Origin of the sequence: Bacillus cereus group sp. BfR-BA-01524, from assembly GCF_022662595.1 — a bacterium.
Lineage (GTDB): Bacteria > Bacillota > Bacilli > Bacillales > Bacillaceae_G > Bacillus_A > Bacillus_A thuringiensis_S.
The window spans coordinates 47,397-73,933 of sequence record NZ_JAKUDW010000022.1 but is presented as its reverse complement, the minus strand read 5'-3'; the positions used below and the strand labels follow the sequence as shown (position 1 = coordinate 73,933).

The following is a 26,537-nucleotide window of genomic DNA, read 5'->3' as shown; positions in this document are numbered from 1 at the left end:
CCATCGTTCTTTCTTTTCACTCTCATATTTTATGTTTTAAATTACACTTTTTTATGATGAGCAAAATAGTCCATTGTTATTATACAACATGTACCACTATAATATGTCAAGCAATTTTTATGGATTTCAACTTTTCTTCATTGACATATAGTGTCAAGTAAATTTTCTTGATTTCTTTTTTCTACGGTGTTGCATTCTCTTTTTAGTTGTGTTAAATTATAGTAGTGTTTTTAGCATCGCATAAAAGACTAACATTGAAAAATTACGTATGGTAAGGTATCAAGGGAGGGAAATATAAATGGCTCGTGTTTGTGCTATTACTGGAAGAAAAGCTCGTTCTGGTAACTCTCGTTCTCACGCAATGAACGCTACAAAACGTAAGTGGGGCGCTAACCTTCAAAAAGTTCGCGTACGCATCGACGGAAAAGTTCAACGTGTTTACGTTTCTGCTAGAGCATTAAAATCTGGCAAAATCGAACGTGTTTAATAATAAAAAAAAGAGCCGATAGGCTCTTTTTTTACTATAACAATGGAAAAAGCACCGGTGATAGGTGCTTTTTTTAATCTTTTTTGAAGGTATTTAACATTGCACGAACAATTCCACCAAGAAATTTAGGTAACTTAATTGTATAAAATCTCATGGTTTCCCTCCTAATCCCCATTACTCCACTTGGTCACTATATGATGTAAGGAGCAAAATTGTTTCTTCAATCAGTGCTTCTTATCAACATTAATATGCCAGAAGTAAATGAAAAAGTACCTTTTTCCTCAACGAGTTCGTTACTAATACAAAGCGTTGATCCCCACTCTATTGTTTTATTAGTAAGAGGGTACTTAAAACCAAACAATGTAATCCCTTCCACTATTTCAGTAACTGGTACAAAAGATACATAAGGAAAATTTTTATTTTCTTCAATTATATGTGTACCCACTTTTTTAACTGTTATTTCATTTTTATTGTCCACAATACACATTTCTATCTCTACTTCTAACCCTTTTAAAAGCATTTGTATATTTGCCAAACCGTGATCAAGCCTTCCACCGGTAGCACCAAAAATACGAATTAGTGCCGGCTTCTGTCCTAATGCCCAGTTGATTGCAATTTCTAAATCCGTTTGATCTTTTTCCCGCGGAACAATATGTAATTCGTTCGTTTGCTGTCCCATCCATACTAATTCTTCTTCAGTAACTGAATCGTAATCTCCAAACGCAACAGCCGGGGTAATCCCTTTCTTTAATAGACGGTATACTCCCCTATCAACCGCTGCCCACACTACTTCCTCATTCTCATATCGAGCAAAATCTGCGCAATATTCCAAAGGTCCTCCTGCCAAAATATGAATAATCATTTTTTCTTCCCCTTCCATTGTAAAAAGGCAATCTGCCATTCGGTAGATTGCCTTTTTACATATTTTTACCCTATCCTATAAATACCTTACTAGGATAAAGTGAAACTTTAATCAGTGGGGGTTTTGTTCATCCCCACTGATTATTAGTTGAACCAATCGGGCTTTTATGGGCAGCCTGATCCCACCTAACTTCTTAGCTTCCGCTGAATTTTAAGGTGGGGGGCTTACTGCCCGTTAGTTCATCACTACCCACGAATTACGCGAATTGCTTCACCGCGGTCTTTTTGATTGTATACTGCTGACCCAGCTACAAGTACATTTGCTCCTGCTTCCACACAAAGTCTTGCTGTTTCAGCATTCACACCACCATCAACTTCAATTTCTACTTCTAGATTACGCTCTTTCACCATGTCTGCAACTTGTTTAATTTTCGGTAATACAGAATGGATAAACTTCTGTCCACCAAATCCAGGATTTACTGTCATAAGTAATACCATATCTATATCTTCTAATACATGCTCAATCACTGAAACTGGCGTATGCGGATTTAATACAACGCCCGCTTTAATACCATGAGATTTAATTAACTGAATTGTACGATGTAGATGCGGACACGCCTCTACATGAACAGTAATAATATCCGCTCCCGCTTGTGCGAAAGTTGGGATATAGTTATCAGGATTTTCAATCATTAAATGTACATCTAATGGTAATGATGTAATCGGACGGATAGCTTCTACAATTAACGGTCCAATCGTAATATTTGGTACGAAATGTCCATCCATTACGTCAACGTGAATGTAATCCGCTCCGCCCTTTTCTACATCTTTAATCTCTTCCCCTAATTTTGAAAAATCTGCTGATAAAATCGATGGTGCAATTTTAATCATAACTAATACCTCGGCTTTCTCTCTCTAATTTCTTCTACGAATTGTTTATAGTTCTTATAGCGATATTCTGTAATCTTCCCTTCTTCAACCGCAGCTTTCACAGCACATTTCGGTTCAGAAAGATGTGTACACCCTCTAAATTTACAGTATTGACTCGCTTCTTTCAACTCTGGAAAACAATATGTAAGATCTTCTACTTCTATATCTATGAAATCTAACGAACTAAAGCCAGGTGTATCTGCAACTAGTCCACTCCCAATTGCAATTAATTCTACGTGCCTTGTCGTATGCTTCCCGCGTCCTAAATGGGAGGAAATATCATTTGTTTTCAGTTCTAATTCTGGACGTAGCACATTAAGCATTGAAGATTTCCCAACACCTGATTGACCCGCAACGACAGAAACACAATTTTCTAAGTATGGTTTTAATATATCAATACTTTCTGACGTATTGATAGAAGTAAATAACACATCATAACCCATCTCACGATAATCATTCGCATAAGCTTCAACAGTTGCTTTCATCTTTTCATCCACTAAATCCATCTTGCTAATACAAATAATCGGCTTAATGTTATGATATTCAATCAGCACTAAAAATCTATCTAACAGTCCAGGATTAAAATCTGGTTCTACTGCAGAGAACACGAGGATCGCTTGATCAACATTAGCAATAGGAGGTCTAACAAGTTCATTTTTTCGATCAAACACCTCAAGCACATAACCTTCAGTTGGATTATCCGCCTGAAAAACAACTTGGTCTCCTACAAGTGGTGTAATTTTATTTTTTCTAAATACACCTCGCCCACGACATTGCGTAACCCCTTCTTCATGCTGCACGTAATAAAACCCACTTAAAGCTTTTATAATTTTTCCTTCTGGCATAGAATTCTCCTTTTTTGTATAAGGTGATGCTGAATTTAAAAATGAATGGATTTTAATTTTCCAAATAACGATTTCAAAATCTACCATATATACTTTCGCTAATATACATTAATTTTTTTCATTAAATGTAAAAAACATCTACAGCTGCATCACTTTACTAGCTTTTTGAATCATATATTTTTGCCTGCTATACCGTCCACTTTGTAGACAGCATAACAGGCAATAATAATAAGTAGACTTTCACTATTATTGAGTTGGATATGGTACTTCTTTGTCAATAATCGTTACTCCATCTCGTACAATTTTATAGTGTCCCTTTGAACCTTCTTGAATTACAAATTCTAAAGAAATAGTCGCTGATTCAGTAATCGTTCTCGTTTCAACCGGTCTATCCATTTTTTGCTGCATATCTTCTTTATAAATTTCTATTGTTTGCGGCTTTTTCTCACCTGTTACAGCAGGCTCATATGGGACAGAAATATTGTCCACTTTTACCGTTTTAGTCACTTTAGGCTTTGGACCATCAGAGATAATAATAGTTACTTTATCTCCCTCTTTTAACGGCGTACCTGGCTTTGGAAATTGCGAAATTACAAGTCCTTTTTCAACTGTATCTGAATACTCTCGTTTTATATCCGAAGTTAGTTTTCTCTCATTCAAATAACCAGTTACACTATTTTCGGTCCACCCCGAAAAATCACCTGGTCTAATTTGATAAGGGCCTTTACTTACCCAGATTTTCAGTTCTTGCTCCGCTTCTATAACCATTTGATCAGGTGTCGGGATTTGCTCTACAATTTCACCTTTCGGCTTATCATTTTCAATATAATTTACTGTAACTTGTTTATATTTTTCTTCTAACTCAGTTTTTACACTCTCAAAGTTTTGTCCTGTGAAATTCTTCATCTTACTTTTCTTTTTTCCACCTGATTGATAGATAGTAATTTTAGCGTTTTCTTTTACGACTCTTCCTGCTACAGGATCTGTTTTTATTACATTCCCAACCTCAACATCATCTGTATATACAATATTAGGCTCCGTCACCTCAAAGCCCTTTTCTACTAATGTATTCACAGCTGTCGTGTATTTCATACCAGCCACATCAGGAACTTTCACATCTTTCGGAATAAATAATCCTGGAATAACCGTAAGCGCTAATGTTATTCCTATTGCTAAAAATAAAAATGTTGAAATTAAAACTTTAAGCCACTTGTTACTCCGTTTTTTCTTCTTATCTAACTCAGCTGCTTCTGCTCTTATTGGTTCCTCCACCTTACTCCCTTTTAAAACAATCGTTTCATCACTTACATTTGCAAATAATTGTTCTTGTTGAATAATCGGAATCGCTTTCGTCGCTTCCATATCTTCCGGTATGTAAAATGGTTGCTCATTTATCCTCTCTGGATATAGCGCAGTTTCAATATCTCGCTTCATCGCATTGGCAGATTGATATCGATGGAACGGATCTTTTGCAGTTGCCTTTAATATAATATTTTCAACACTTTGCGGAATATTTTCATTCCATCTTTTTGGTGATGGGATTTCACTTTGTAAATGTTTTAAAGCTATAGCAACAGCAGACTCGCCAGAAAACGGTTGTCTTCCTGTTAACAATTCAAACATAACTATTCCAAGAGAATAAATATCCGATTGTTTATTTGCTATCCCGCCGCGTGCCTGTTCTGGTGATAAATAATGGACTGAACCGAGTACTGAATTTGTATGTGTAATTGTTGTTGCACTTGTAGCTGTCGCAATTCCAAAATCTGTTACTTTTATTATTCCATCAGCTCGAATTAAAATATTGTGCGGCTTTATATCACGATGCACAATTTCAAAATGATGGGCGTGTGCCATGGCGGAGGTTAACTGCTCCATAATATCAAGAGCTTCTCCTATAGGTAACATACCTCGCTCAATTATGTATTGCTTCAATGTTTGCCCAGGTACATATTCCATGACAAGATAATATATACCATCTTCTTCTCCGACATCATACATATTCACAATATTTGGATGCGACAACGTTGTAACAGACTGCGCTTCTCGATGGAAACGTTTAATAAACTCTTCGTTATTTGAATAGTCGAGTCTTAATATTTTTACCGCTACATCTCGGCCAAGTATATCATCATGAGCTAAATATACATTGGCCATTCCGCCACCACCAATCATTTTCAGCAGCTTATAACGGTCATTTAAGCGTTTTCCAATCAGCACGTTGCACTTCACCTACTTTCGTTTGTCGAACCCGCATAATCAATAAGAACAAGTGTGATATTATCTTCTCCACCGCGATCATTCGCCAATTGAATGAGACGCTGCCCTTTACCTTCAAGCTGTTCATTTAACTGTAAAATTTGTTGCATATCATCAATAGAAACTTTGTTTGATAACCCATCAGAGCAAAGAAGCAACTGATCATCTTCCTCAAGCACCAACGTTTTAACATCCAATCCAACTTTTTCTTCTGTTCCTAATGCTCTTAATAAAACATTCTTTTTCGGATGATACTCTGCATCTTCCTTTGAAATTTCACCATGTCTCACAAGCTCATTTACAAGCGAATGATCTTCCGTTACAAGCGTCATTTCTCCTTCTGATACCATATAGCAACGACTATCTCCTATATGCCCTATTGTCACAAAACTTGGTGTACAAACAGCTATTATAAGCGTTGTTCCCATACCATTACATTCTACATTTTGCTGAGCGTATTCATATATACGCTCATTAATAATCCCAACACTAGTATGTAACCATTGTTCTACTTTTTTCGGTTCATTCATATTATGCGTTTGCTTCCAATAATCATGGAATAATTGAATAGCCATCGAGCTAGCTACATCACCAGCTCGATGACCTCCCATTCCATCTGCTACTACCGCTAAAACATTTCCATCTAAATTGTGAAAAACTCCTGCACTATCTTCATTATGTTGACGAACTTTTCCTTTATCCGATAGAAATACGGCTTTCATCTCGTCACCTCGTCTCTTCTTTGCGCTCCTTCGCACGCAACTGACCGCAGGCTGCGTCAATATCATGACCTTGTTCACGGCGAATCGTTACATTCACTCCACGATCTTTTAACGTTTTCTCGAACAAGAAAATTTGCTCACGTGGTGTACGTACATAATCACGTTCAGGTACGTAGTTTACCGGGATTAAGTTTACATGACATTTTACACCTTTTAAGAGCGCAGCAAGCTCTTCAGCGTGCTCAACTTGGTCATTTTCTCCTCCAAATAATCCATATTCAAAAGTAATACGGCGCCCTGTTCTATTTACATAGTATTTAATAGCTTCCATTAAATCCGGTAATTTATAAGCACGGTTAATCGGCATTAATTTTGAACGTAATTCTGAGTTTGGAGCATGCAATGAAATCGCAAAATTAATTTGTAGTTCTTCTTCAGCAAACTTATAAATTTTCGGGATAATTCCACTCGTCGAAACAGTCATATGTCTAGCACCAATATGAAGTCCTTTTTCATGGTTAGTGATGCGTAAGAATCCCATTAAATTATCGTAGTTATCAAATGGTTCTCCAATTCCCATAACAACAAGAGAACTTACACGTTCTTCTGTTTCATCAAGCGCACGCTGAACTTCTACTACTTGCGCTACGATTTCTCCAGCTTCTAGGTTTCGTTTTAGTCCACCAAGTGTCGAAGCACAGAACGTACATCCAATACGACAACCAACTTGCGTTGTTACACAAATGGAATTTCCATATTCATGTCGCATTAATACCGTTTCAATAGAATATCCGTCATATAGTTGGAATAAGAATTTAATCGTTCCATCCGAAGACGTTTGTTTTACTAACGTGTTTAAAGTAGTAATATCAAAGGAATTCGACAATTTATCACGCAATCCTTTAGAAAGGTTTGACATATCCTCATAATTTTTTACACGTTTTTTATATAGCCAGTCAAAAATTTGTCCAGCGCGGAACTTCGGTTCTCCTTGTTCCTTTAACCAATCTTGCATTTCATGAAGTTGTAAAGAGTAAATTGATGGTTTCTTCGTTTCTACATTTTTCTTTTGTTTTCTTACAGTTGTTTCCATGATGCTACACCTTCTTCCTTAAACAAGCAATATAAAAGCCATCCGTTGCAAAATAATGCGGTAAAATTTGTACTTGACCTTCATTAATATACGGACTTAATTTTTCTGGCATACGTTCTTTTATCGTAGTATCCCATTCAAATTCAGGATGTTCTTTTAAAAATTTATCTATTACTTGTTCATTTTCTATTTTCTCAATTGTGCACGTACTATAAACAAGACGACCGCCTTGTTTTAATAATGGTGCTATTTTTTCTAGTATCGCAAGTTGAATCGTCGATAATCTTTCACTATCGCCTTTATCTTTTCCTAACTTAATATCAGGCTTGCGTCTAATTACACCAAACCCAGAACACGGTGCATCTACCAATATTTTATCAAACGTTTCATTTGCAAAGTGCTCTTGCACTTTTCTAGCATCTAGCGCTTTTGTTTCGACATTTTCTAAACCAAGTCGCTCTGCTTGCTGTTTAATTAAACGTACTTTGTGTGCATGTAAATCAAGGGACATTACTTTACCAGTTCCCTTTAAACGCTCTGCTATATGCGTAGTTTTACCACCAGGAGCCGCACAACTATCAAGAACTGTCTCTCCCTCATTTGGTTCTAAAGCGCGTGCTACAAGCATAGAACTTTCATCTTGAATAGAAAGAAATCCTTTTTTAAACGCTTCTGTATGCGCTACATTTCCTCTTTCAATCTGAATTGCATCATCTGACAAGTCACCACGTTTTGCTTCTATACCTTCACTTGCCAACAACTCAATCGCTTCTTCTACCGTTATCTTATCAACATTCACACGTGCTGTTGGTACAGGTGGTAACATGTTTACTTCGCACATTTTCTCTGCAGTTTCTAAGCCAAATGCAGAAGTCCACTCTTGTACAAGCCAAACTGGATGACTCGTCGCAATTGCAAGACGTTCTACTGGATCCTTGATTTCATCTACAGAAGGTACACCTTCTCTCTGAATCGAACGTAATACACCGTTCACCATACCAGCAATTCCTTTATGCCCGCGACGCTTTGCAATCTCAACCGCTTCATGAATAGCCGCTCTTTCTGGCACTCGGTCTAAATAAATCATTTGATATAAAGATAAACGAAGCAATACTCTTACCCACGCCTCAACCTTCTTTTTTAAAAAAGGCTGTAAATAATAATCTAATGTGTCACGACGTTGAATCGTTCCATATACAATTTCAGTTAATAAACCAATATCTTTTCGATCAATTGCACTTTTTTCAATTAGATTATTTAAAAGTAAGTTGCTATATGCACCACTTTTTTCCACTTGAATTAAACCATCAAGAGCTAATTCACGAACATTTTGTCTCATGCATTTTCTCCTAACTTCGTTCCAATTTCAGGTTTTGTTCCACGTAAAAATTGTGAACAACTCATACGCTTTTTACCAGAAGGTTGCAATTCAGTAATTTTAACACCTGTTTCATTACTAGTTGCTACAACAAAACCATCTTCTTCGATTGCAACAATCGTACCTGCTTCAGCCGGTTCAGTTACAGGCACTTTTTCTCCCCACCATACTTTAACAACTTGTCCTGCTAAAGTTGTATAAGCAACTGGCCATGGATTCAATCCGCGAATGTGATTGTATACTTCTTCACCTGTTTTTGTCCAATCAATTTTCTCTTGCTCACGTTTTATATTGTACGCAAACGTTACTTCTTCTTCGTTTTGCTTAATCGGTTCTAGCTTACCTTGAATTAATAAAGGTACTGTTTTAGATAGAAGGTGTGCTCCTGCTTCACTTAATTTATCGAATAATAAGCCTGTCGTTTCACGCTCTTCAATTTCCACTTCCACTTGCGTTAAGATATCACCAGCATCCAATTTTTCTACCATATACATAATTGTAATACCAGTTTTTTCTTTACCTTCCATAATTGCATAATGAATTGGTGCACCACCACGAAGTTCAGGAAGTAAAGAAGCGTGGACATTAATACATCCATACTTTGGTGCTTCTAAAATTTCATTTGGTACAATCTGACCAAATGCAGCTGTTACAATTAAATCTGGCTCTAATGCCAATACTTTTTCATATTCATCTTTTTCACGAATTTTTAACGGTTGTAACACAGGGATACCATGTTTTTCCGCTTCAACTTTAACAGGTGTAGGTGTTAATACTTTTTTTCTACCTACTGGACGATCAGGTTGCGTCACAACACCTACTACCTCATAGCCATCTTCAATAAGACGACGAAGCACCGGCACTGAAAAGTCCGGTGTTCCCATAAACACTACTTTTATCATTTAAAAACCGCTCCTTTTAACACCTATTCTAGTTCGTTTTCTTCATAATATCTTGTCACTTTCGATGTAAATAAAACACCGTGTAAATGATCGATTTCATGTTGAATTGCACGCGCTAAAAATCCTTCCGCTTCCAATAAAAATACTTTCCCACGGCGATTTTGCGCTCTTACTTTAATATAATCGGCACGTTCTACTTCACCATAAAGTCCCGGGAAGCTTAAACAGCCTTCGGGACCTACTTGTTCACCACGTTTTTCTAATATTGATGGATTGATTAACTCGATTTTCCCAGTATCATCATCGACATCAACAACCGCTACTTGCAAGCTTACACCTACTTGAGGCGCAGCTAAACCGACTCCGTCCGCAATTAACATTGTTTCATGCATATCTTTCAACAATTTCACTAACTTTTTATCAAAGTTAATTACTCTTTCGCATGGTGTTTCTAACACTTCATTTGGATGCTTTATTATTTCTAAAACTGCCATATTTCCCTCCGCTACATTAACATTGTTGGATTAAAATCAATTGAGATTTGTAGCTCTTTTTGCATTTCTGCTTGATAATGTTCATTTACCATTTTGAGCACGTTCTTTAAGTTTGGTTCCCGTTTGTATTTTATCATGCATTGATAACGATATCTATCTTTTATCCTTGGAATTGCTGAAGCAACTGGTCCTAACACCATTGTTTGCTGTGAGCAATGCGTTCGTAAATACGAGGCAATTTTTTCCGTCACTTGCACCGCTTTTAATAATTCTGGATGAGATACGGTTACGAGTACAACATAGTAATATGGGGGATATTGTCTTGTTCGTCTCATTTGCATTTCTTGGTCAAAAAACACATCATATTGTTGGTTCTTCGCTAACTCTATACTGTAATGTTCTGGCGTATACGTTTGAATCACAACTTCCCCTGGCAATTCATGTCTACCCGCTCGTCCACTTACTTGCGTCAATAACTGATATGTCTTTTCACTTGCCCGAAAATCAGGTAAGTGAAGCATCGTATCCGCAGTTAAAACCCCAACAAGCGTTACTTTCGGAAAATCTAATCCTTTAGCAATCATTTGTGTTCCAAGTAATATATCTGCTTTTTCTTCCCCAAACGCCTTTAATAATTTTTCATGCATTCCTTTTCTACTTGTCGTATCTACATCCATTCGAATGACTCGCGCCTCTGGAAATAGTTTTGTAATTTCTTCTTCTACCTTTTGTGTACCTGTACCAAAGAAACGAATGTATGTACTTTGACAAGCTGGACACTCAGTTGGCATATTTTCTTCGTGACTACAATAATGACATTTTAAACGATGATTCATTTTATGATATGTCAATGAAATATCACAATGCGGACATTGTACAACATACCCACAATCACGGCACATAACAAATGTAGAATGACCTCTTCTATTTAAAAAGAGTACCATCTGTTCTTTCTTTTCTAATCGATCTGCTATTTTTTCATGCAGCGCCTTAGAAAACATTGATCGATTCCCGTCACGAAGTTCTTCTCGCATGTCAACAATCTCTACTGTTGGTAAAGCTTGTTCATTCATACGTTTTTCCATTGTTAGTAGTTCATAAACACCTTTTTTCGCCCTTGCAAACGATTCAAGTGTTGGTGTCGCACTACCAAGAACGATAGGACATTTATGATATTGCCCTCTCCAGACAGCTACATCTCTTGCATGATACCTCGGATTATCTTCTTGTTTGTAACTTGATTCATGCTCTTCATCAATAATAATAATCCCTAAATTCTCAAAAGGCGCAAAAACGGCTGAACGCGCACCAACTACAACTTTCACTTCTTTTCTTAAAATCTTACGCCACTCGTCATACTTTTCTCCAACAGACAACGCACTATGAAGAACTGCAACTTGCGAACCAAACCTACCTTTAAAACGATCCACCATTTGGGGCGTTAGTGCAATTTCAGGAACAAGAACGATAGCTTCTTTTCCTTTCTCGAGCACTGCTGCTATAGATTGTAAATATACTTCTGTCTTTCCACTTCCTGTAACACCATATAGTAAAAATGGATTATAAGTTTCATTTGTAATTGATGATAAAATCGGTGTAATAACTTGTTTTTGTTCCTCCGTAAGTGGAAATGGTTTCGTTTGTTCAAAATCATCATCGTCATACGGATTTCGGTATACTTCCACATACTTTTCTGAAATGAAGCCCTTTTTAACAAGTGCTTTTATTGGAGCATCTGTTATTTGTAACTCTTCTGTAATTATTTTCAACGGTACACTTTTATAATTTTCCACAAAATAATAAAGTACATCTTGTTGTTTTTTACTTTTCAGTTCAAATGCTGCTAATTCCAATTTATCTTCTGGCAACTCCGGCTGAACAACTCTTTGCTTCTTCTTTTGTACTTTATCTTTCACTTGATAAACGACTTCAACCGTACCATTTTTAATTTCTTGTTGAATAGTCCGGTATAAATGTGGCTGCTGCTCGATTACTTCAAAATCAATTGCTTCTTTATCCTGAAATAAATATAGTATTTCAGGTGCTATTTCTTCCTGCTTACAAATTTGTAGACGTTTTTTATACGTTGCTTTTATCGCAGTTGGAAGCATCACTTGAAAAGCTGAAATCATGTAGCATAACGTTTCACTTGTAAGCCAATATCCAAGCTTTAATAATTCATCATTTAAAACCGGTGTTACATCTAATATTTCATGGATTGTCTTTAACTTCTTACTTTCTACATCCACCGAATCTTTAATCCCAATAATAAAACCTTGCAATTTCCTTGGCCCAAACGGAACTACTACACGCATTCCTGTCTGTACAATATCTTCCCATTTTTCAGGGATAATGTAATCAAATGGTCGATCTGTCTGACGGGCAGGTACATCAACAATTACACTTGCAAATTTCATAAACGATCATCTTCTAACATCATTTCAATTTGCTTTAATATTTCACTAGCTACCTCTTTTTTCAGTAAAAGTGGTAACTCAATAACTTTTCCATCTTTTCTATACATTGTTACAATATTCGTATCCGTGCCAAATCCAGCTCCTTGCGCTTTTACATCATTCGCGACAATCATATCTGCATTTTTCTCACGTAGTTTTTTCGTTGCATATTCCTCTACATTTGTCGTTTCAGCAGCAAAACCGATAAGTAACTGTTTATCCTTTTTCTGACCTAACGTTTTTAAAATATCCACCGTTCTTTCGAGTTCAATGACAGCATCACCATTTTGCTTTTTCATTTTATTATCATGAACATATTTCGGACGATAATCTGCAACTGCTGCTGTTTTAATGACAACGTCTACGTTTTGATAATGTTGAAGAACTGCTTCTAACATATCTTGTGCAGATTCCACTTGCACTGTCGTTACATGTAACGGTGGATTTAATGCTGTCGGTCCTGAAACGAGTATAACATCAGCGCCTAAATTCGCCGCCACTTCTGCAATCGCATACCCCATTTTTCCAGAAGAAAAATTCGTCATAAAACGAACTGGATCAACTTTTTCACGTGTTGGGCCAGCAGTTATTAATATTCTTTTTCCCTGCAATGGTTTGTGTTCTGAGAAAGCTTCCTCTAACCGTGCAATAATTGCTTCAGGTTCTTCTAGTCGTCCCTTCGCTACATATCCACATGCTAAAAAGCCTTCCCCAGGCTCAATAAATGTATATCCTAGCGTTTTCAATGTCATCATATTTTTTTGAACAATTTTATTTTCATACATATGCACATTCATAGCAGGCGCAATCCATACCGGGGCTGTAGTAGCTAACAGAGTAGTTGTAATCATATCATCTGCAATACCACCAGCTAACTTTCCAATACAATTGGCAGTAGCAGGTGCGACAAGTACAACATCCGCCCAATCTGCTAAATCAATATGAGCAATAACAGCCGAGTCTTTCTCATCAAACGTATCCGTATATACATCATGGCGAGAAAGCGCTTGGAATGTAAGAGGCGTAACAAACTTCATTGCCGACTCACTCATCATTACTTTTACAATCGCGCCAGATTGTGTCAATTTACTCGTTAACGCAGCTGCTTTAAAAACCGCAATGCCTCCTGTTACACATAGAAGTATCTTTTTCCCTTTTAGCATATGACTCGTCCTCTTTCTTTTTCAAACTTATAATACTGAAATAGAATTCCCAGCTCGTCAGTACCAATATTTCATTCCTTTCGTAAAAAAATAACAACCTACTTGTAAATAGGTTGTTACCGTTACATAGAAAATTATAAAGTCTATGTTTTATTTTGTCGAAGGCAAAGGCTTATTCAGCTACTTTATCTTCACTTGGTACGTAGCTTAATGCTTCTGCATCGATTTCTTCTAATGCTTTACCTACACATTTATGAGAAACAGGTTGCTCTACAACACAGTTATTAGCAAGTTGCATTTCACGTGCGCGTTTTGCAGCCACTGTTACTAATGTGTACTTAGAATCGATTTTTTGTAGTAATGAGTCAATTGATGGATTTAACATAATTATAGACCCTCCGTCATTTCTTTATAATATTTTGCTACCCTTTCGCGGCGGCAATGTTCGCCAACCACAATTGCTTTAATTCTATCACAAGCTAATTCAACTTGATCGTTTTCTACTACATAGTCGTAAGCGTCCATCATCTCGATTTCTTCTTTCGCTACAGTTAAACGATTTTCAATAACATCTTCAGTCTCTGTACCACGTCCGACAATACGGCTCTTTAGTTCAGATAAACTTGGAGGTGCTAAGAAAATAAATACACCTTCTGGGAAAGCTTTCTTAACTTGAATTGCTCCTTGCACTTCAATTTCTAAGAATACATCTTTTCCTTCTTGTAATGTTTTTTCAACATAGTCAATCGGTGTTCCGTAATAATTACCTACGAACTCAGCCCACTCAAGTAATCTTTCATTACGAATCATTTCCTCGAATTCTTCTCTTTCTTTAAAGAAATAATCCACACCATCTACTTCACCTTCACGCGGCTTACGTGTCGTTACTGAAATAGAGTACTGAAAACGTGTATCCTCATGGCTAAACAGCTCTTTACGAACCGTTCCTTTTCCAACCCCAGAAGGCCCTGAAAGAACGATGAGCAATCCTCTTCTACTTCTCATAAATATGTAAAACCTACCCTTCCTCACTTAAATCTTCTTTATTATTCAAACGATGTGCAATCGTCTCTGGTTGAATTGGACTTAATACAACATGCCCATCATCCATAACAATAACCGCCCTTGTTTTTCTCCCATACGTAGCATCAAGCAAAGCATTATGTTCGCGTGCTTCCTGTACTGTTCGTTTAATAGGAGCTGACTCCGGACTTACAATAGCAATAATTCGATGAGCAGATACAATATTTCCGTATCCAATATTTAAAAACCGCATGGCCATAGTTTGCGCCTCCTAGTAAGTCTATCCGATTTCTCCACCACGTATAACTTTATATATTTTTTTGAAAGCTACTCAATATTTTGTACTTGTTCACGAATTTTTTCAAGGTTATTTTTCATTTCTACAACATATTTTGAAATTGTTAAGTCATTTGCCTTAGAACCAATCGTATTAATTTCTCTATGCATCTCTTGCACGATGAAATCCATTTTCCTTCCAACAGGCTCTTCAATCTGCAATGTTTCACGAAATTGCTCTAAATGACTTTGCAAACGAACTAACTCTTCATGAATATCACAACGCTCTGCAAAGATTGCGACTTCTGTTAGCAATCTTTGTTCATCTAACTCTTGATTATGTAATTCTTTTAAGCGATTTTCTAATCGTTCACGATATTTTTGTGTAACAATTGGTGCATGTGGAATAATTGCATTTACACAATTGCTAATCTCTTGTAAACGATACGCTATATCTTTATGTAATCGTTCTCCTTCGCCATCTCTCATCGTTTTCAACATATGAGCAGCTTGACGAACAGCCTCATATAAACTGTTCTCAAAATGTTCATTTACATTTTCTATTTCTTCAATTGCTGTTACTTCTGGCATTGCCATTAATTGCTCGAGTGTAATAGAATCTTGTAATTGAAACTTTCCTTTTATATCTTCCATCATCGATTGGTACTGCTCAAGAAGTGACCAATTCACACTTAATTTTCTTTCAACAAGTCCTTCACCTGCTATACTAATAGACACTTCAATGCGTCCACGTCGAACTTGCTGTGCAATTATTTTACGAATTTTGTCCTCAAATACCATCATTTGCTTAGGAAGTCGAATACTCATCTCTAAAAAACGGTGGTTCACCGATTTCATTTCTACTGTAATTTGAAAAGTATCACTTTCTACTTTCGATCTTCCAAACCCTGTCATACTAGAAATCATTTTTATCACATCCAAGCCATAAAATAACTCAATGAAAAAGGTAATAGAGACAAGGCTCTACTACCTTCTGTAAATTATATCACATTTTCATAACATTGACTATTTCAAGTTTAATCCCTTCTTATATAACATTGGCTTTTTCTTTTTCGCCTTTTTCCCTGTTAATAAAGAACCTACTAGTAAGAAAGTCGGAATTGATGACAAACCTCCAATTAATAACCAATCTCTTACTTGTATCGGCATTGTGCTAAAAATCGGTTGTAACGGTGGATAATATATCACCACTAGCATGAGTAGTAATGAAATGATAACCGCCCCTACTAAATACACGTTCCCAAATGGATTACGATGAAAGACAGAATGCTCACTACGACAATCAAATACATGAATAAGCTGAGCAAGTACCAACGTCGCGAACGCTACAGTTTGTGCATATTTCAGTTCATTTGGATGTTGGTTATACGCAATAATAAACGCTACTAACGTCACTGCCCCAATTAAAAAACCTCGACTTATTATTTTCCACGCAAGCCCTCTAGCGAACACCCCTTCTTTCGGGTGGCGCGGCGTTCTCTTCATCACATCTCCTTCAGCCTTATCCAAACCTAATGCCATCGCTGGTAAACCATCAGTAACTAAGTTCACCCATAAAATTTGAATAGGAACCATCGGCAGTGGTAATGCAAGTAACATCGCAAATAACATAACTAAAATTTCTCCAACATTTGATGCTAATAAATATCGGATGAACTTACGTATGTTCTCGTATATATTTCTTCCTTCTTTAATCGCTGACTTAATTGTAGCAAAATTATCGTCTAGTAAAACAAGTGAAGAGGCTTCTTTTGCAACATCTGTCCCTGTAATCCCCATCGCTATCCCAATATCCGCTGTTTTTATAGCTGGAGCATCGTTCACTCCATCACCTGTCATCGCTACTATATGCCCTTGATTTTGCAGTGCCTTAACAATTTTTAATTTATGTTCAGGTGATACACGAGCGAATACATACGTATCTTCTACAACATTTTCTAATTCCTCCACATCCATATTCGCGAGTTCTACTCCTTCAACAACGCGTCCATCTGGTGGCAAAACTCCTAATTGTTCAGCAATCGCCATTGCTGTCACTTTATGATCACCTGTAATCATTACTGTTCGAATACCAGCTTCTTTACACTCTTTTACCGCCTGCGCCACTTCTGGTCTTGGTGGGTCAATCATACCTTGTATCCCAACCAACATAAAACCTTTTTCAACGTCTCTTTCATGTTCAATAGAATCCGTTATTTTTAAAGGTTTAAACGCAACTGCAATTGTTCGAAGCGCTTGACTACCTAAGCTATGAATAGCCGCCTGTACTTCTTGTCTATATAGCTCACTTAACGGCTGTTGCTTATCCCCCCATAAAATCGTTTGACTCATTTGTAAAAGAACATCCGGTGCTCCCTTCGTAACAATAAACTTTTTCCCCTCCCGATCTCGTACAATAACACTCATCATTTTTCGAGTTGAATCAAATGGAAATTCACGAATAACTTCAAATTTCCCTTTCAATGCCTCACGCGTTATCCCAGCTTTCATTGCTGCAGCTACAAGCGCTCCCTCTGTTGGATCTCCATCTAATACATACGCCTTTTTCTTTTGAATAATATTTGCATTGTTACATAGTGAACCAAATGTAAGTAGCTGATAAAGTGCTTTTGTCTTAGCTGGATTCACTTCTTTTTCACCTTTCATAAAAGAGCCATTAGGTTCATATCCTTGCCCTGTCACTTTCCACAATTCTCCGCCTGACCACATATGTGTTACCATCATTTTGTTTTGCGTCATTGTTCCCGTTTTATCAGAACATATAACGGAAGCACAACCTAACGTTTCTACGGCTGGTAACTTTCGTACAATTGCTCTCTTCTTTATCATACGCTGTACACCAAGTGATAAAGCTACTGTAACAATTGCTGGCAATCCTTCTGGAATAGCCGCAACAGCTAGCGATACGCCAGCTAAAAACATATGATATACTTCATTCCCTTGATACACACCAGCCAATACAACGAGTGCTGTCAAAATAAGAGCCACAATAATTAATATTTTTCCGAGCTGTTCTAACCTTCTTTGCAGTGGTGTTTCCATTTGCTCTGCATTTTGCAGCATATTTGCAATTTGCCCCATCGCTGTATTCATACCAGTTGCTACAACGACTCCTGTACCAGATCCTCGCGTAATCATTGTCCCCATAAAAGCCATATTTTTTTGATCACCAATTGCAACATCTTGCCCTTGCAATGCTTCGACCTTTTTTTGTACAGGTACGGACTCCCCTGTCAAAGCAGACTCTTCAATATATAAACTTGATGCTTCAACAAGACGCACATCAGCCCCAATACGATCACCACTGGAAAACTTAATAATATCACCTAAAACAAGTGCTTTAGATGGTGCTTTTACCCACTTTCCATTCCGCATTACAGTAACTTGCGGAGCGGCTAGTTCCTTTAAAGCTTCCAATGATTTTTCAGCTTTTCTTTCTTGAAAAAAGCCGAGAATACCATTGATAATAACAATGGCAACAATAGCAATAGAATCAATGTATTCACCTAAAAACGCAGAAACAATTGTTGCTCCAAACAAAACGAGTACCATGAAATCTTTAAACTGTGCTAAAAATACCATTAGTGCAGAAGGCCTTTTTGCTTCTTCTAATTCATTAGTACCAAATTTCTTTACTCGCCCTTCTGCTTCTTTCTCTGTAAGTCCAATCTTTACATTCGTATTCGTTCTTTCTTCCACTTCATGTGCCCGCATTCCATACCAGTTCATCCTGCCATCGACCTCCTGATTCCAGACATACTCTATTGAAAGCTTATTCAGCCTCGTCCAAAAAAATGCTATAATTAACTTTTAGTTAGAAAGGAGTGTTCATTTATGGCATTCGATGGATTATTTACAAGAGCCATTACACATGAAATTGCAAATTCTCTTTACACAGGAAGAATTTCCAAAATATATCAACCTTCAAAGTATGAGATTTTATTACATATTCGAGCAAACGGAAAGAACCAAAAACTAATTCTTTCGTCTCACCCTACATATGCGCGTCTGCACTTAACGAATCAAAACTACGATTCACCAGCAATACCGCCAATGTTTTGTATGCTTCTTCGTAAACATTTAGAAGGTGGGTTTATTGAAAAAATTGAACAAATTGACTTAGAACGTATTATTCAAATTACAGTTCGCAGTCGGAATGAAATTGGAGACGAATCATTAAAAACATTAGTAATCGAAATAATGGGCCGACATAGTAACATTATCTTAGTAGATACGAAAACAAACGTTATTTTAGATAGCTTAAAACACATATCTTTAGCGGTAAACCGCCATCGTACTGTATACGCTGGAGCTGAATATATTGCACCACCAGCACAACATAAAATTAACCCACTTCAGATTGAAACAAATGATGAATTTATTAGACCACTAGACTTTCTATCTGGAAACATGGATAAACAGCTTGTCGGCACCTTTACGGGAATATCCCCGTTATTCGCAAAAGAAGTAGTGAAAAAAGCTGGTATGGTAAATGAAAAAGCATTAGCGGATGCATTTTTCTCCATACAAAAACCATTATTAACTCATACATATTCACCAGTGATGACTACTTCAAATGGGAAAGAATTCTTTTATCTTTTCCCTCTTGCACACTTGCAAGGAGAAGATAAGACGTTCTCATCTGTTAGTGAATTGCTAGATCGTTTCTTTTTCGGAAAAGCAGAGCGCGATCGTGTAAAACAACAAGCTCATGATTTAGAACGCTTTATGCAAAATGAAAAAAATAAAAACGAGAAAAAACTCATTAAACTCGAAAAAACACTGCAAGATGCTGGAAAAGCAGATAAATATCAACTATTTGGAGAGCTACTTACAGCTAATATGTACGCTGTGAAAAAAGGGGATAAAGATATTGAAGTCGTTAACTATTACGACGAAAATGGCGGAACTGTAAAGATTACATTAGATCCATTAAAAACACCATCTGACAATGCACAACGCTATTTCCAAAAGTATCAAAAAGCAAAAAATTCAGTTGTTGTTGTAGAAGAACAAATCGAAAAAACAAATGAAGAAATTCTTTATTTTGATAGCTTACTTCAACAAATGGAAGCTGCTTCTTCAAAAGATATTGAAGAAATTCGTGAGGAATTAGCTGAAGAAGGTTATGTGCGCAATCGTAAAACGAAAAACGCAAAGAAAAAGCCTACTAAACCAGTATTAGATAAATATTTAGCAAGTGATGGCACAGAGATTTTCGTTGGTAAAAACAATAAACAAAATGATTATTTAACAACGAAGTTTGCCCGCCGTGATGAAATTTGGTTACATACGAAAGACATACCTGGCTCTCACGTTGTCATTCGTTCTTTAGAGCCTGCTGAAGAAACTTTACTAGAAGCTGCCAAAATTGCTGCCTATTACAGTAAAGCGAAAGAGTCTAGCTCTGTACCTGTTGATTTCACGAAAATACGCCATGTCAAAAAACCGAGTGGTGCAAAACTTGGTTTTGTTACGTACGACAATCAGCAAACCGTATATGTAACACCAGATGCTGATATTATAATGAAATTAAAAGCGTAAATACAAAAATGCGTTGCTTATAAGCAACGCATTTTTTATATTCGTTCACACTAGTTCATATACCCATTTACTAATTCATAACATCTTGCTTTTATCATCTTGTATTTCTCTTCTGAAGCTTCTATACGCCTCATCGTTCCGTTATTTGTATCAGTACCAATTGCTTTAACTTTACTTTCTTTTTCTTTAACCCACGCAATTTGTTTCGTTTTTAACGACTGGAACGCATCAGGTGACATCGTACTTTTTAATGTACTGTAAATTTCATTTAGTTTATTATCCCACAGTTCATAATTTCCTTCTATTTCATTTACTATGTCATTATCTGACGCAACGTTTGCATGTGTTTCTTGATTTTCTAGAGCAGATAATTCATTTAGAGCCTTAGTTTTACCTGCAGCTGTTGAAGATTCTTTTGTAATTTTTTTCTCTTCTTTAGAAGTAACTTGTGAACTCACATTATCTTCCTTAACCGTTTCTTGACCTTGACTACTATTTTCTTTCGCTACCTTTTCCTGTTTTTGTTCATTTATATCATATGTAATAGCCGATGTTTTTGCATCTACAGCAATTGATCTAGTATTTTCTTTGAAAATATATTTTTTGTCACCACTGTGTTCTTCTTTAACAAAATCAACATTCTTAAAGCCTCGAATTTTCAAAAATTCACTAGCTTCTTCCTTCGTAAGTTTTAAATCGCTCGGTGTATGCGATGAACATTTATCTATTAACCATTTTCCATCTTTATAAACGAAAATAAATTCCCATATCTCTGCTTCATTTCCCATATCATTTGAAGGTGTGATAGTTTCAATCGTTAAAATATCTTTTTTCTGTGAATACGTTAATCTCATTTTTGGTTCAATATTAATAGGGAATGGTAACATATCCGTCTCTCTAGATCGATTAAATGTTGCAAGCGACTTAGGAAGCTGATTCTCTACAAACTTTTCTGAAACTAATCCCTTAACTCCTTTTTTAGCTGTCTCTAAATCCCCAGGATTATTTCGGCTCCATCCATTTGCTTTTTCCATCTCACTAAACGCATTTGCTATTCCATCTACACTCTTTCTTACAATCTTTTTCGCTTCTTTTTCTGTCACTTCTGGCGCTTCATCAAGCTGTTCAATCGTTTCATTTACTTGAACTTTGTGTTCACTTGTTTCACACCCCGTTATAACAAGCATACTAGCAGCCAAACAAAATGACATTACTTTACTTAATTTCTTCATACACTTACATTCCTTAACCCAATTTTTTCGTTACATCTCTTTACCTACAAACAAACCGCAACAATCCCTTATTATACCAATTATTTTAATTTATTTATACAAAAAATATAATATTTAAATTAAGAGTATTTCAGTTTACAAGTTTACATTATTGTTCAGTCACATAAAAACTTACTGTAAAAATTTTATATATATTTATTTTACATTCGTCTAGTTTTTTTGACACACAGCTATCCTCTTCTCTTTTATTCTAAATAAATATACTGGCACAATTCTTGCTTTATTAATGTAAAAAGGAGGAATTTAAATGAATGTAAGAATAACTAACATCCAAAAACAACTACATAATTACGGAATTGACGGGTTACTTATTACAAAAAAAGAAAACCGTCAATACGCAACAAACTTTACAGGTAGCGCAGGTGTTGTCTTAATTGCTGCGCATAAAGCTATTTTCATTACTGATTTCCGTTACGTAGATCAAGCAAAAACGGAAATAAAAGCAGCAGAAATTATTATGCATAAAGGAAATTTAGAAGAAGAAGTTGCAAATCAAGTATCAAAATTAAACATTCAAAAACTTGGTATAGAAGACAATAATATGACTTTGCAACAATTTAAGAAACTACAAAAATATATACATACAGAAATGGTTCCAGTGTGTGAGATCATTGAAGATATTCGACTTATTAAAGACACATCTGAAATAGAAACAATGAAAATCGCAGCTACGATCGCTGACGAAGCATTTCACCATATTGTTACATTTCTAAAGCCTGGAATAAGCGAGACTGACGTTCGAGATGAGTTAGAATTTTTCATGCGAAAAAAAGGGGCTACATCTTCTTCATTCCAAATCATTGTAGCCTCAGGCGTTCGTTCTTCACTTCCCCATGGAGTTGCATCAAATAAAATAATCGAACGAGGCGATATCGTTACATTAGACTTCGGTGCACTTTACGACGGATATTGTTCCGATATAACACGTACTGTAGCAATCGGGGAACCATCAGAAGAATTCAAAAAAATATACACTGTTGTACGCGAAGCATTAAAACGTGGAACGGAAGCAATTAAGCCTGGAGAAACTGCGAAAAGTATCGATGATATAACGAGAGATTACATTACAGAACATGGATACGGTCAATACTTTGGCCACTCTACCGGGCACGGTCTTGGGTTAGAAATACATGAACCACTTCGCCTATCCCAAGAAAGCAAGGCAACTTTACAAGAAGGTATGGTTGTTACAGTTGAGCCGGGCATTTACATACCGAACTGGGGCGGTTGTAGAATCGAAGATGATATTGTCATCACCAAAGATGGTTATGACGTTATTACAAAATCAAATAGAGAACTAATTATAATCCCTTGTTAATATTATGAAGGTTTAACAAAACTTTTTCTTTGCACATAGAATTCCTTCTCTGGAGTATTCATTTAAAGAGGGGGAATTTTAATTGAATTTTGTAATTGATAAATTGGAGGGTTTACATGTAGAATTTTCAAAGCTTGTTTCCATGATGAATTACGCTCGCTATACAACAATGCAAGCAGTGGAAAGTTTAACAATTGAAGAACTTGATTATTTATACGATAAGGAAGCAAATTCAATTGGCATGTTATTGTATCATATGGCTGCTATTGAATTTTACTACCAGATTCATACTTTTGAAGACCGTGAACCAACGGAGGCTGAATTAGAACGCTGGTTACCTGGCATTGAATTAGGCGATCTTGGGCGTGAGAAAATAAAAGGAAACGCTATAGAATTTTATATAAATACATTACAAGAAGTACGTTCCAAAACAATCGAGACTTTTCAATCGTTATCTGATGAATGGTTATTTAAAACGACAGACTTTTGGTATGACAAACCAGCAAATAACTATTTTAAGTGGTTTCACGTTTTTGAAGATGAAATCAATCATCGTGGACAAATTCGTTTAATTAAAAAGATGCAAAAAGCTCATGCAGTAAAATGAGGAAATGCCACCGAATAAGGTGGCATTTCCTTTTATTCATTAACGAATAGCTTTTCGTTTACTATTTTAGTGACTACCACTACCAACATTAAAATGCATATTAAATATAGCATTTTCGCAATAAACAACCACCCTTGAAACATTACAATTCCATCTATTATCTCATTTCCTTTCCATAACAAAAACGGAATTGTGCTGATTATAATGACAAATTCGATGCTGAAAACAATTTTCTTTTTGGGGCTATATGCTTTCCATTCATTCCAGCGATACATAGGAGCAAAAATCAATACTCCTATACATAATATAACTGGTACCCATTCACTGTTAAGAAATTGTCCTGAAATAACTGATAATAGTAAACAAACTAGCACACCATAATATCCTATTTTTTCTCTCATTCGTACTCCCCCATTCTACTTCTCCTTTAATATGTAACTTGCTATACTTATAACAATTCTTAGAAAAATAACAACTATAATTACAAGATAAAGACCGTTTGCAGAAGACATCCATTCTTGAAAAATAGACATTTTCTCCATTTGTTTCTGACCCTCTATTAAAATAACCCCTGCGAACAATGAGCAAACAACGATGATACCTATCATAATTCCAATGCTTTTCTTATTATGTTGTTTCATGTCATCCCATCGGTATAACAGTATAAAAACAAACCCAAAAGGAGGGATGATACTTATCCATTCATTGTTTGTAAATAGATTTAAAATGATTAATAGACTACAAGAAATAATAAATCCCCAAAAACCAATTTTTTGCACATACGCCCTCCTCTAATTCCATTTTTAGGATTAATTGTATTGTATCATCCATTTTTTATTCTTACCATTACAGTACATGAAATTTCACTTTTTTCTGTTTCTTATACTCACATACTTTCCCTACTTTCATACAATAAACTACACGATTGCCTAAGGATGTGAATGTTATGGGAGTTGAATTAACTCTGTTGCACGCTCTCTATATTCTTTGTTTACTCACTATTATTACCTTTTTTATTCTCCGGAAAGATACGACGATTATTTGTATCGTTTTCATCTTTTTATTAGCATTAACCGCTACAAGCTCTATCCCTCTTGCTATTAGCAGTATTTTTCAAAGTTTCATTTACGCCATCACTGAGCTATTACCAACTATATTAATCATCTCCATTATCGTATCAATGAGCAATCTACTCGTTCATACCGGTATAAATGATACGATGATTTCACCATTTACAAAGATGATTCGTACACCTACCCTCGCCTACTGGATTATCGGCCTTTTGATGATGACAATTTCTTTCTTCTTTTGGCCTTCTCCCGCTGTCGCCTTAATGGGAGCTATTTTATTACCGGTTGCTGTACGCGTCGGTCTCCCCCCAATTGGAGTAGCAATTGCTATGAACTTATTCGGTCATGGGATTGCTTTATCCGGCGACTTCGTTATACAAGGCGCACCAAAATTAACCGCAGACGCTGCTGGTCTCCCTGTTTCCAGCGTCGTATCTGCAAGTGTTCCACTCGTTATCGTTATGGGCGTTGTGACAACTTCTGTCGCTTTTTTCTTCTTACGAAAAGAGTTTCATACAGGCTTAGCTATACAAGAATCTATTCTATCAACTGAGTCTTCTAAAACGCTCACTTCATTATCTCCTCGCACAAAGAAATGGCTCGCTATTTGTATCCCTATCGTATATATCATTGATATCCTTTGCATGATTCAATTTCAACTACAAGGAAGCGACGCAACTGCACTTATCGGCGGAACAACTGTTATTATGATTATCATCATTTCTCTCATCGCCTACAAAGGTAATGGACTGAATAAAACGACCGATTATTTCATAGAAGGGCTCCAATTTGGCTTTAAAATTTTCGGACCAGTTATTCCAATTGCTGCACTTTTTTATTTAGGAGATAGCGGCTTTGCGAAAATTATCGGGGACTATTTACCGAAAGGTTCACACGGAATCATTAACGACTTAGGAATCGCCTTATCTCAAACTGTTCCTTTAAATCAATATGTATCGGCAGGGACATTAACCATCGTTGGTGTCATTACCGGCTTAGATGGATCAGGTTTTTCAGGTATATCACTTGCTGGTTCCATTGCCAATCTTTTTGGAACAGCACTTGGTCACGGAACAGCTACATTAACAGCACTCGGGCAAATTGCAGCTATATGGACCGGGGGCGGGACGTTAATTCCTTGGGCACTTATTCCTGCTGCTGCGATTTGTAAAGTCGATCCATTTGAACTTGCACGCCGAAACTTTTTACCGGTTGTTATCGGTTTAATTGTCACCACGATCGTTGCGATGTTTATCCTATAACGTAAGCAAGTGTTCTCTTGCTTACGTTTTTTGCTTGTAAAATTCATCATGAATTATCAGTTTTCAAGAGGGATTCGTTATTACTTAGCGAAATTATATTAGGAGAGTAATTATTTCAAAACGTTTACGAGACACAGATTACCGCAATTAGAAAAGGGGACATACCTATGAATGAATTGATTTTCGTCTTATTAATTTGTCCATTATTTATCTTTATCGTATCTGTTATTGGAACACGCAAAACGAAAACGTATTACGTAATGCCGATTGTAACGTTTGCTAGTTTTTTAATAATAGGTGTTATCGCCTTTACTCCAAAATTTTTCTTTTGGGTTGGCATGTATAGCATCTTCTCATTTATTGTTTCTTATATGACTTTATTGTTTGTAAGAGGATATGAAGTTGTAGAAAGCAATAAGTAGTTATTAATAAGGAGATTTTAATATGATTTTCTTTGATATTGATGGGACTTCACATAAAATTTTAAAAATAATATAAAAAAACGACCGCGTTCCCCCGCGGTCGTTTTTTTCA

General features: G+C 36.3%; 26 protein-coding genes. 6 read left to right on the top strand and 20 right to left on the bottom strand.

Annotation, left to right across the window (positions count from 1 at the left end):
* The first annotated feature begins 298 nt into the window (after positions 1-298).
* The gene (rpmB, locus tag MR170_RS10445) at positions 299-487 is read left to right on the top strand and encodes a 50S ribosomal protein L28 (protein WP_000124776.1); all 189 of its coding nucleotides are present in this window, start codon (positions 299-301) and stop codon (positions 485-487) included.
* Between the two features lie 73 nt (positions 488-560).
* On the opposite strand, the gene spoVM is transcribed toward rpmB, so the two are convergent.
* The 17 genes from spoVM to MR170_RS10360 all read right to left on the bottom strand — a co-directional run bounded on the left by spoVM (position 561) and on the right by MR170_RS10360 (position 18,639).
* Positions 561-641 carry a stage V sporulation protein SpoVM gene (gene spoVM, locus MR170_RS10440; protein ID WP_001213599.1) on the bottom strand — a complete coding sequence of 27 codons (81 nt, stop codon included), beginning with the start codon at positions 639-641 and terminating at the stop codon, positions 561-563.
* Between the two features lie 66 nt (positions 642-707).
* Positions 708-1,388, bottom strand: coding sequence for a thiamine diphosphokinase (locus MR170_RS10435; RefSeq protein ID WP_016080517.1), 681 nt, complete (start codon positions 1,386-1,388; stop codon positions 708-710).
* 206 nt (positions 1,389-1,594) lie between these two features.
* Positions 1,595-2,239 carry a ribulose-phosphate 3-epimerase gene (rpe, locus tag MR170_RS10430; protein WP_000589974.1) on the bottom strand — a complete coding sequence of 215 codons (645 nt, stop codon included), beginning with the start codon at positions 2,237-2,239 and terminating at the stop codon, positions 1,595-1,597.
* A 2-nt stretch (positions 2,240-2,241) separates the two neighbouring features.
* Positions 2,242-3,123, bottom strand: coding sequence for a ribosome small subunit-dependent GTPase A (rsgA, locus tag MR170_RS10425; RefSeq protein ID WP_001113932.1), 882 nt, complete (start codon positions 3,121-3,123; stop codon positions 2,242-2,244).
* A gap of 246 nt (positions 3,124-3,369) precedes the next feature.
* Positions 3,370-5,343, bottom strand: a complete 1,974-nt coding sequence (pknB, locus tag MR170_RS10420; RefSeq protein WP_029443121.1) for a Stk1 family PASTA domain-containing Ser/Thr kinase — start codon at positions 5,341-5,343, stop codon at positions 3,370-3,372.
* Between the two features lie 8 nt (positions 5,344-5,351).
* Positions 5,352-6,104 carry a Stp1/IreP family PP2C-type Ser/Thr phosphatase gene (locus MR170_RS10415; RefSeq protein ID WP_000648708.1) on the bottom strand — a complete coding sequence of 251 codons (753 nt, stop codon included), beginning with the start codon at positions 6,102-6,104 and terminating at the stop codon, positions 5,352-5,354.
* A 4-nt stretch (positions 6,105-6,108) separates the two neighbouring features.
* Complete coding sequence (gene rlmN, locus MR170_RS10410) at positions 6,109-7,197, bottom strand: dual-specificity RNA methyltransferase RlmN (protein ID WP_000450550.1); 1,089 nt, start codon at positions 7,195-7,197, stop codon at positions 6,109-6,111.
* A 4-nt stretch (positions 7,198-7,201) separates the two neighbouring features.
* A complete protein-coding gene (gene rsmB, locus MR170_RS10405; protein WP_016080514.1) occupies positions 7,202-8,536 on the bottom strand; it encodes a 16S rRNA (cytosine(967)-C(5))-methyltransferase RsmB in 1,335 nt (444 codons plus the stop codon).
* Positions 8,533-9,477, bottom strand: coding sequence for a methionyl-tRNA formyltransferase (gene fmt / locus MR170_RS10400; RefSeq protein WP_043937034.1), 945 nt, complete (start codon positions 9,475-9,477; stop codon positions 8,533-8,535). Before fmt ends, rsmB begins: the two co-directional genes overlap by 4 nt.
* 23 nt (positions 9,478-9,500) lie before the next feature.
* Entirely contained in the window at positions 9,501-9,971 is a 471-nt protein-coding gene (gene def / locus MR170_RS10395) for a peptide deformylase (RefSeq protein WP_000279455.1), read from the bottom strand.
* Between the two features lie 11 nt (positions 9,972-9,982).
* Positions 9,983-12,388, bottom strand: a complete 2,406-nt coding sequence (gene priA, locus MR170_RS10390) for a primosomal protein N' (RefSeq protein WP_048564398.1) — start codon at positions 12,386-12,388, stop codon at positions 9,983-9,985.
* Positions 12,385-13,590 (bottom strand): bifunctional phosphopantothenoylcysteine decarboxylase/phosphopantothenate--cysteine ligase CoaBC, encoded by a 1,206-nt coding sequence (coaBC, locus tag MR170_RS10385; protein WP_043937038.1) that lies wholly within the window; start codon positions 13,588-13,590, stop codon positions 12,385-12,387. The genes priA and coaBC overlap by 4 nt, the downstream gene beginning before the upstream one ends.
* Before the next feature lie 172 nt (positions 13,591-13,762).
* Positions 13,763-13,975, bottom strand: a complete 213-nt coding sequence (rpoZ, locus tag MR170_RS10380) for a DNA-directed RNA polymerase subunit omega (RefSeq protein WP_000933961.1) — start codon at positions 13,973-13,975, stop codon at positions 13,763-13,765.
* Positions 13,976-13,977: 2 nt separating this feature from the next.
* Positions 13,978-14,595 carry a guanylate kinase gene (gmk, locus tag MR170_RS10375; protein ID WP_001257742.1) on the bottom strand — a complete coding sequence of 206 codons (618 nt, stop codon included), beginning with the start codon at positions 14,593-14,595 and terminating at the stop codon, positions 13,978-13,980.
* Between the two features lie 13 nt (positions 14,596-14,608).
* Positions 14,609-14,872: an extracellular matrix/biofilm regulator RemA gene (gene remA / locus MR170_RS10370; protein ID WP_001251456.1), complete on the bottom strand. Its 264-nt coding sequence runs from the start codon at positions 14,870-14,872 to the stop codon at positions 14,609-14,611.
* A gap of 68 nt (positions 14,873-14,940) precedes the next feature.
* Positions 14,941-15,816, bottom strand: coding sequence for a YicC/YloC family endoribonuclease (locus tag MR170_RS10365; protein ID WP_016080510.1), 876 nt, complete (start codon positions 15,814-15,816; stop codon positions 14,941-14,943).
* A 99-nt stretch (positions 15,817-15,915) separates the two neighbouring features.
* Entirely contained in the window at positions 15,916-18,639 is a 2,724-nt protein-coding gene (locus MR170_RS10360; protein WP_242308208.1) for a calcium-translocating P-type ATPase, SERCA-type, read from the bottom strand.
* Positions 18,640-18,744: 105 nt separating this feature from the next.
* On the opposite strand from MR170_RS10360, the gene MR170_RS10355 reads away from it, so the two are divergent.
* Positions 18,745-20,454 carry an Rqc2 family fibronectin-binding protein gene (locus MR170_RS10355; protein WP_242308207.1) on the top strand — a complete coding sequence of 570 codons (1,710 nt, stop codon included), beginning with the start codon at positions 18,745-18,747 and terminating at the stop codon, positions 20,452-20,454.
* A gap of 50 nt (positions 20,455-20,504) precedes the next feature.
* Here the strand turns inward: MR170_RS10355 and MR170_RS10350 are convergent, their stop codons facing one another.
* The gene (locus MR170_RS10350; RefSeq protein ID WP_242308206.1) at positions 20,505-21,686 is read right to left on the bottom strand and encodes a lysozyme inhibitor LprI family protein; all 1,182 of its coding nucleotides are present in this window, start codon (positions 21,684-21,686) and stop codon (positions 20,505-20,507) included.
* Positions 21,687-21,993: 307 nt separating this feature from the next.
* Between MR170_RS10350 and MR170_RS10345 the strand changes: the two genes are divergently transcribed.
* Entirely contained in the window at positions 21,994-23,064 is a 1,071-nt protein-coding gene (locus MR170_RS10345; RefSeq protein WP_088115003.1) for a M24 family metallopeptidase, read from the top strand.
* Positions 23,065-23,146: 82 nt separating this feature from the next.
* Positions 23,147-23,671 (top strand): DinB family protein, encoded by a 525-nt coding sequence (locus tag MR170_RS10340; RefSeq protein WP_016080505.1) that lies wholly within the window; start codon positions 23,147-23,149, stop codon positions 23,669-23,671.
* 32 nt (positions 23,672-23,703) lie between these two features.
* Here MR170_RS10340 and MR170_RS10335 read toward each other — a convergent pair whose 3' ends face one another.
* Together MR170_RS10335 and MR170_RS10330 are read right to left on the bottom strand one after the other, a co-directional pair.
* A complete protein-coding gene (locus tag MR170_RS10335) occupies positions 23,704-24,072 on the bottom strand; it encodes a YoqO family protein (RefSeq protein ID WP_016080504.1) in 369 nt (122 codons plus the stop codon).
* A 15-nt stretch (positions 24,073-24,087) separates the two neighbouring features.
* The gene (locus tag MR170_RS10330) at positions 24,088-24,450 is read right to left on the bottom strand and encodes a YoqO family protein (protein WP_029443125.1); all 363 of its coding nucleotides are present in this window, start codon (positions 24,448-24,450) and stop codon (positions 24,088-24,090) included.
* 167 nt (positions 24,451-24,617) lie between these two features.
* Here MR170_RS10330 and MR170_RS10325 point away from each other — a divergent pair, with 167 nt between their 5' ends.
* Together MR170_RS10325 and MR170_RS10320 are read left to right on the top strand one after the other, a co-directional pair.
* Positions 24,618-26,003 carry a hypothetical protein gene (locus MR170_RS10325; RefSeq protein WP_226604464.1) on the top strand — a complete coding sequence of 462 codons (1,386 nt, stop codon included), beginning with the start codon at positions 24,618-24,620 and terminating at the stop codon, positions 26,001-26,003.
* Positions 26,004-26,170: 167 nt separating this feature from the next.
* A complete protein-coding gene (locus MR170_RS10320) occupies positions 26,171-26,425 on the top strand; it encodes a YbeF family protein (RefSeq protein ID WP_242308205.1) in 255 nt (84 codons plus the stop codon).
* The last annotated feature ends 112 nt before the right edge of the window (positions 26,426-26,537 follow it).